Source organism: Sulfurimonas sp., from assembly GCF_047622445.1.
Taxonomy (GTDB): Bacteria; Campylobacterota; Campylobacteria; order Campylobacterales; family Sulfurimonadaceae; genus Sulfurimonas.
This window is the reverse complement of the sequence record NZ_JBLHOE010000102.1, coordinates 1-7,237: the sequence shown is the minus strand read 5'-3', so window position 1 is coordinate 7,237 and position 7,237 is coordinate 1. Positions and strand designations below refer to the sequence as shown.

At 30.6% G+C, this 7,237-nt stretch carries 7 protein-coding genes and 1 pseudogene; 2 read left to right on the top strand and 6 right to left on the bottom strand.

Annotated elements, in window-relative coordinates:
• Together ACI9TV_RS15465 and ACI9TV_RS15460 are read left to right on the top strand one after the other, a co-directional pair.
• Positions 1 to 637: pseudogene (locus tag ACI9TV_RS15465) on the top strand (hypothetical protein); the annotation flags it as partial.
• 162 nt (positions 638 to 799) lie between these two features.
• Positions 800 to 2,371, top strand: coding sequence for an EAL domain-containing protein (locus ACI9TV_RS15460; RefSeq protein ID WP_415251718.1), 1,572 nt, complete (start codon positions 800 to 802; stop codon positions 2,369 to 2,371).
• Between the two features lie 51 nt (positions 2,372 to 2,422).
• On the opposite strand, the gene truA is transcribed toward ACI9TV_RS15460, so the two are convergent.
• The 6 genes from truA to ACI9TV_RS15430 form a co-directional block, all read right to left on the bottom strand.
• Positions 2,423 to 3,133, bottom strand: coding sequence for a tRNA pseudouridine(38-40) synthase TruA (gene truA / locus ACI9TV_RS15455; protein ID WP_415251717.1), 711 nt, complete (start codon positions 3,131 to 3,133; stop codon positions 2,423 to 2,425).
• A complete protein-coding gene (locus ACI9TV_RS15450) occupies positions 3,133 to 4,173 on the bottom strand; it encodes an LptF/LptG family permease (RefSeq protein ID WP_415251716.1) in 1,041 nt (346 codons plus the stop codon). The genes truA and ACI9TV_RS15450 overlap by 1 nt, the downstream gene beginning before the upstream one ends.
• On the bottom strand, positions 4,173 to 4,991 hold the full coding sequence (locus ACI9TV_RS15445; protein ID WP_415251715.1) for a prepilin peptidase: 819 nt from the start codon (positions 4,989 to 4,991) through the stop codon (positions 4,173 to 4,175). Before ACI9TV_RS15445 ends, ACI9TV_RS15450 begins: the two co-directional genes overlap by 1 nt.
• Positions 4,988 to 5,665: a polyprenyl diphosphate synthase gene (gene uppS / locus ACI9TV_RS15440; protein ID WP_415251714.1), complete on the bottom strand. Its 678-nt coding sequence runs from the start codon at positions 5,663 to 5,665 to the stop codon at positions 4,988 to 4,990. Before uppS ends, ACI9TV_RS15445 begins: the two co-directional genes overlap by 4 nt.
• The gene (gene coaBC / locus ACI9TV_RS15435) at positions 5,666 to 6,883 is read right to left on the bottom strand and encodes a bifunctional phosphopantothenoylcysteine decarboxylase/phosphopantothenate--cysteine ligase CoaBC (protein WP_415251713.1); all 1,218 of its coding nucleotides are present in this window, start codon (positions 6,881 to 6,883) and stop codon (positions 5,666 to 5,668) included.
• A gap of 61 nt (positions 6,884 to 6,944) precedes the next feature.
• Positions 6,945 to 7,237: DapH/DapD/GlmU-related protein (locus ACI9TV_RS15430; protein WP_415251712.1), on the bottom strand; the 293-nt coding region annotated here is incomplete at its 5' end.

The following is a 7,237-nucleotide window of genomic DNA, read 5'->3' as shown; positions in this document are numbered from 1 at the left end:
ATTAGATGAAATTTCTATGGACAATAATTATATGACTGAGTTTTTAAATTATTATTCTTCAGATGTAATTGTTGTTGGAGGTTATAAATTTAAAGTACCTGTTATAGCAGCAAAAGATGGATTACGATGGAATGTTATTTCTATGTTATCAATTGCAAAGGTTTATACTAAAACTGAAAAATCAATTGTTATCTTGCGCAAAACAATATTTAAACTAAAAGAAGAAATTTCAGCTTTATATATTAACAATCTTTCTCCAATTGAATACCATACAGTTTTTATTAAGTCAAAACAGAATCTTGAAATAAAAATATCTAATGCTAATAAAAAATTAGATAGATATATACACGCATTAAAAATAGCTAATAATGAGCAAGAAAAGAAAAATTTACGAATAGATATAAAACCTACAGAAAATTATATTATAGAGCTTAGGAAAGAAAAAGAAGAATTGTCTAAAAAGATGATTAAACAAAGTATTATTTCTAAATATAAAGAACTACAAAATAGTATGGACACTTTGGTACGCCAAATGAGTAATGCTCAGCGTATTATCACACAAAATAGAGATACTTACATATCTATGAGAAATGCTCTAGTGAAAGCATTAATATCTAAGAAAAAGCAAATATACTAAGTAATTTAGAGATAGAAGGTGGGTTTACACAGTTAGATTTACACTCTCCTTTTGCATTTATATATATTTACATTAGATTCTCTTTACTTATAATATACAAGTAACTTAAAAATGTGATAGAATACATTCTATCACGATTAAGTAGATTTTTTGGAGGACATATTGAACAATGTTAATAACGCTTTAGAAATAACTAATTTTATATTACATTCTTCTAGCGAAATTCCTCAGGCAATAGCTCAAGTAAAAAAATTACATAAACGACAAACTTTAATTCATATTACCTCGTATCTGCATAATACTGTCTTAGTACAAACTTTAAAAAGAGATTTGTTGAAAAATATTCCTGAGGCTAATCTTATAGTTTTACAACATGAGGATAAATCAGAAACTTTGTTGAGCGTTTTTACGCTCAATAAAGATATAGATACAATAGACATAAGTAACGAGATACTTAAAGAGCTTCACTTAGAAAATATTAATAAAAACATAAGTATTAAAGATTATAGAAATCAGCTTTTTAGTAGGTACTTTACAGATCACCTAACAAATTTGCCAAATGTTTATCAATTACGTAAAGACTTAGAAGAAAGTGAAGACTTTGGACTTGTTCTTATAAATATAGACAATTTTCAAATCATTAATAATTTTTATGGCTTTATGGTTGGAGACTACGTATTAGAAGAAGTTGGGAAGTGTTTGAAGAAATTTTTACCAGAACGAAGTATTTATAGACTTTCTGGTGATGAATTTGCATTTGTACTAGATAAAAATATGGGTTTTTATGACTTGAAAAGTTATTTAAGTGAGCTATATAAAACTGCAAATAATATTGTAATTAAATATCAAGATATTGAAATATATATAGATATTACACTTGCTTCATCAGCTAATCAAGATACGAATCAAATATTTTCTAAAGTCTCTATGGCATTGAAGTATGCTAAAGAAATGCGACTTCCATTTTGGATATATGAAGACAGAATGAAGTTTGAAAATGACTATGAAAGAAACTTGGAACTCTCTGGGGTAGTAAGAAGTGCAGTAGAATCTTCAAAAATATTTCCTTATTATCAAGCTATTATTGATAACAGAACCTCTGAGATTATCAAGTATGAATGTTTAGCTAGACTAGTTGATAAAAATAATAGGGTACTTTCACCACTTCTATTTATACCTGTTTCGAAAAAAATCAAGGTTTATAGTGCTGTTACAAAAATAATTATTGAAAAGTCTTTTGCAGCATTTAAAGATAATAGTTTAGAATTTAATATCAATTTATCCATTGAAGATATTATGAGTAGTGATATGAATAAATATATTTTGGATACTTTAAAAAAATCTTCTGCATCAAACCGCGTTACATTTGAACTTTTAGAATCTGAGGCTATACAAGATTTTAAAAAAGTTGAAAGATTTATTAGTGAAGTAAAACGTTTTGGCGCTAAAATAGCTATTGATGATTTTGGAAGTGGGTACTCGAATTTTTCGTATCTAATGAAAATGAATGCAGATTATATAAAAATAGATGGAGCCTTAATCAAGGACATAGATGTAGATAAAACTTGTTATCTCATCGTAGAAACTATAGTAGAATTCGCCCGAAAGTTAGGAATTGAAACTATAGCAGAATATGTTCATTCAAGCAGTGTACTGGATAAAGTAAAGGAATTAGGGATCGATTACTCTCAAGGATTCTATATAGATGAACCGTCGATAGACTTAAAAAAATAAAAAATCGGATCATTTATAATTCTCAACCTCTTTATTTTACGGTCTCAAGAACTAGTATTTAATTTTTGCTAAGTAAAGACCATTACTAGGGGCCGGTTTAATTTTATAAGAGTTTTTACATGCTAGTTGTTCTTTAATTTGTTCTGTATTAAGTTGTAATAATGCTCCAACCATTAAGCGAATTTGTGAGCGTAGAAAACCATTTGCTTTAAAATGTAAGACTATTGAGCCTTTATGTCTGTATCCAAAAGCTTTATAAATAACTCTAGTTGTAGATTTTACATCACTTCCTGTTTTCATAAACTGTTTGAAGTTATGTTCTCCCCTAAATAGTTTAATATTTTTTTCTAGTTCATCAAAGCTTAGCTCTTTCACAAAAGTTACAAAATCATTTTCAAATGCATTGCTAAGCCCTTCCTTTAGAATATACCTATAAATTCTTTGCTTCGCTCCATATCTCGCATGAAAGTTATCTTCAACAGCTATTATTGTATTAATTCTGATGGAGGTTGGAAGCATTTCATTGAGAACTTTTTTCAGCTTTACTAAGTCATTCCAAAATGATGGTAAATCCATATGGCAGATTTGTCCTGTAGCGTGTACACCCTTATCTGTCCTTCCACTAGCTATTATTTTGGAGTAAATACCAAGCTGAATACATACTTTTTGAAGGTTTCCAAGTATTGTATTTGGAGTTTGTGTCTGTGATTGGGAGCCTAAGTAATATGTCCCGTTATATGCTATATTTAAAGCACACCTCATTAAAATCTCGACAAAATGGTTTTTTTGTAAATAACATAGGTAACTATTAACCAGACAGTGGACACGATAGGTATAGTATAAAATAAAAGAGACTTTTGTAACCCTATCGTAGCTCCGTAGTAGATTGCTATACCTAAGAATAAGTAGAGGTAAATTTTACTTTTTTGATGCCTCGCATGCATTACACTGATACTTAGTACTAAGAATAAACTAAAGATAGGGAATAAACTTAAAAGAGTGTTTCGAATAAACATAGGTATTTTTTTATCACGACCCTTGGACTCTTTCCAATGAACCATGGACTTTTTCCAGTACTCCATTGTTGTTCTATACGGTATAATATCTGATGTTAATGTGTCGTTGATGTACATTGTATCAAAGTCAATTTGTGAAAATTTTTCTTTTGAGTAACTATACCCTTCACCATCTGTAAGCTTAAGTCTTAAAATCCCAGCATCATTAATTATATGAGCTTTTTTAGCCCCAATGAGTACTTCTTCTTTCTCATTCTTATTAAATAAAAAGATATCAGAATATGTTTCATCGTTATTTTTTGAACCAAGGTACAGTAACCAATTTCCAAACTTGTGTCCAAACTCAGATGCCGCGAGGTTGAATTTAGCCTCACTTTTTTTGTAGGAGATAAAGTTTTTTGATAAAATCTTTGTATGAGGAAGTATCACAAAGAAATTTAAAATTAGAAGTGAAGTTAATAATAAAGCTGGTTTAAATAGGGTTTTTACAATAAATTTTGGGTGAATACCAAGAGCAAATAAAACTATTAATTCATTGTCATTTGATAACCTATGAATAGTGAGCGCCGCTGAAACAAAAAAGCTTATTGGAAGGGTAAAAAAAAGTAGTTCAGGCACTACAAAAATGTACAGCTTTGTCATTTCCCAAACACTAAGTTGAATAATAGCTGTATATGTAGCTAGTTTAATAAGAAAAATTACAGAGGCTATAGCAAATAGTGCCAAAAAGATGGATAAAAAGAGCATTGAAAGGTTGTTTATAATATATTTTTCAAGTCTATTCATTAATAGTTTGCCTCAATATATTGCATTATTGGTGTATCATTTATGTAGACAATAAAAGTTGCAAGAGCTAAAAATGGAACAAAAGGCACTCTTTGCTCTTCTGCTGACTTATTTCGAAGGGAGAGCATAATTGGAAGTGCAAGTAAGGCTGACAAAAAGATTGCGACGAGAGTGAGTTCCGTGCCAAGCAAAGCTCCCATAGTAGCAGCAACCATAATGTCTCCTTCTCCCATAGCTTCGATAAATGGATAAGTATGATAGTTCTTCGTCCAAGATGTTTGTGTCTTTTTAATCGTTTTGTGTGCAGATGAAGTTAAAAAGTAAGAAAGTGAGAACCTAAGTAAAGTAAACCCACCTGCAAAAAGAAGAGCATTTTGGAAATTTAAGAAAACTCCAGAGATACTCCAGGCGCCTATAATAGCGAAAAAAATTGCTAATAAATTTATAGAGTCAGGAATCATTTTATATTTGAAGTCTATCACGGCTAAGGCTAAGAGCATTAAAAAACTAAGACCAATAAAGACTAGAGGTATACTTACTCCATATTTATTTGCTAAGCTAAAAAATATGAGTGCTGAAAGTAATTCTATCAAAGGATATTGTATAGAAATTTTCGCTTTACAAAAAGAGCATTTTCCACGTAAAAAGACCCACGAAAGTAATGGAACATTATGCCATGCCTTTAAGGATTCTTTACAGTGAACACAGTGTGAAGATGTGAATATTACACTTTCATCATTTGGGATACGGATAATTACAACATTTAAAAAAGATCCAAGAAGAAGACCTAAAAGAGTAAAGAGTATAATTTCTATCATTTAAGTCCTCCAAACCTTCTTTCGATTTTTGTAAATTTTTTAATGATTTTTTCTAATTCTTCTGTTGTAAAATCTGGCCAAAGTGTATCACAAAAAAATAATTCTGCATAAGCTGCCTGCCAAAGTAAAAAGTTTGAAAGTCTATGATCTCCACCTGTTCGAATAAGTAAATCAACAGAATGTTTACAGTCTAGTGCATTGCTTAGCATTACTTGTGTAATATCATCATCTTGATTTTTCAAATTGTTTACAGCTCTTAGTATTTCATTCTGAGAACCATAATTTAAAGCGAGTGATTGTACTAATCCATCACAGTGTGCTGTTTTTTCTTTTACATTTTGAATAGTTTTTTGTAAAGATTTTGAAAATTCTCTCAAATCCCCAATTGGCTCAAATCGAACATTATTTACTATGTAAGAGTTGAGCTCATTTGTAAGGTGCTTTTCAAGAAGTTTCATTAAAAACTCAACTTCTAATCGTGGACGTTTCCAGTTTTCTGTAGAAAAAGCATATAGTGTTAATCTTTCTATTTCAGGATTTTCAGAACAAAATGTAGTAATGCTTTTAACGACTTGAGCACCCTTTTCATGGCCTTTTATCCGTTTTTTCCCTTGAAGTTCGGCCCAACGGCCATTTCCATCCATGATGATAGCAATGTGTTTAGCTCTATTCATTTAAATCTCTTGTGCATATTTTAAAATCTCAAAGGCAAGGCTCAATTTATCTGTATCTTTGAGTGATTCTTGTTTGTTAGTAGTTATAAATTCAATTGCATTCATATCGGATCCAAAGCTTGATGAGTTTTTGAGAATATTTAAACAAACTGCATCTAGCTTTTTAGTACGGAGCATATTTAAAGCACTTTTTTGCGCTTTAGAAGCATCCATTTCAGCTTTAAAGCCTATAGTAACTAATCCTTTTTTATTTATTGAATCTAAAATATCTATATTTTTCGTTAAAGCTAACTCAAAAGTATTACCAAGTGTATCTTTTTTAAGTTTTCCTTTTAGGACATCTTTTGGAACATAGTCACTTACAGCAGCAGCCATAAAAAGGTAAGGTATTTTCTCAGTTTTAGTGATTTTTATAGAATCTATAAGCTCTCGTATCATCTCAGCCGAGCTTTGCACTTCAATCGTATGTATACTTTTAGGAATGTTATCTTCAAATTTTGTGGATATCAAATGCACATCAGCACCCATAGAATAAAGTGCACTTGCCATAGCAGAAGCCATTTTTCCACTTGAGAAGTTAGAGATATACCGAACATCATCTATCTTTTCTATTGTGCCACCACCTGTAACTATAACCGTACGGTTTTTATAAAACTCGTTTTGTAGAAGAACTTTTGTTGCATGCCAAAATATATCTAGAGGGTCAGCCATAGCACCATCGCCAGTGGTTTTACAAGCTAATTCTTTTATCTGCGTATCTACAAGTTCATAGTTGGCATTTTGTAACATCTTTATATTTTGTTGAGTTAAGGGACTTTCAAGCATATTTGTATTTGCAGAAGGTGCCAAAAGTTTTTTAGCCGGATAGGCAAGGGCACATTGAAGTAAAATATTGTCAGCAATTGCATTTGCTAGTTTTGCAATAGTATTTGCTGTAGCTGGTGCTATAACAAACAAATCAGCCCACTCAGATATTTTTATATGGTTATGATCATTTACCCAAGATTCATTTGTATCATCAAGGACTTTATTCGAAGTTAGTGTCTCAAAAGAAAGAGGAGTGACAAATTTTTTAGCAGAATCACTCATAATAACTCTCACTTGGGCTCCTGCTTTAATAAAAAGACGAGTAAGTTCAAGAGATTTGTATACAGCAATAGATCCAGTAACACCTAAAAGTATTTTTTTATTTTTCAATAAATTATCTGGAATGATCATCGTTGCCCTTAAATATAATTAACGTGATTATATCTAATGTTATAGTAAAAATCTCTTATGCTTATTTTTTATTAAAAAATTTATAATAAAAATCTTTTACACTGTGAAGTTTTGTTCTGCTAATTGCAAGTGATCCTGTCTTGATTTTACCACTTGTAACAGTGGTTCCTGCTGCTATCATTACATCATCTTCGATTTGGATTGGAGCAACTAACTGGCTATCACTGCCAATGAAAACATTTTTACCAATGATAGTTTTATATTTTTTAATTCCATCATAATTACATGTGATAACACCCGCACCAATATTTGTCCCCTCATCAACTTGAGAATCTCCTATATAGCTTAGGTGTC

Excerpts from the sequence above, each read along its gene's own strand:
- truA (WP_415251717.1), bottom strand. The coding sequence starts at position 3,133 with ATGAGGTGTGCTTTAAATATAGCATATAACGGGACATATTACTTAGGC.
- ACI9TV_RS15445 (WP_415251715.1), bottom strand. The coding sequence starts at position 4,991 with ATGATAGAAATTATACTCTTTACTCTTTTAGGTCTTCTTCTTGGATCT.
- coaBC (WP_415251713.1), bottom strand. The coding sequence starts at position 6,883 with ATGATCATTCCAGATAATTTATTGAAAAATAAAAAAATACTTTTAGGT.
- uppS (WP_415251714.1), bottom strand. The coding sequence starts at position 5,665 with ATGAATAGAGCTAAACACATTGCTATCATCATGGATGGAAATGGCCGT.
- ACI9TV_RS15450 (WP_415251716.1), bottom strand. The coding sequence starts at position 4,173 with ATGAATAGACTTGAAAAATATATTATAAACAACCTTTCAATGCTCTTT.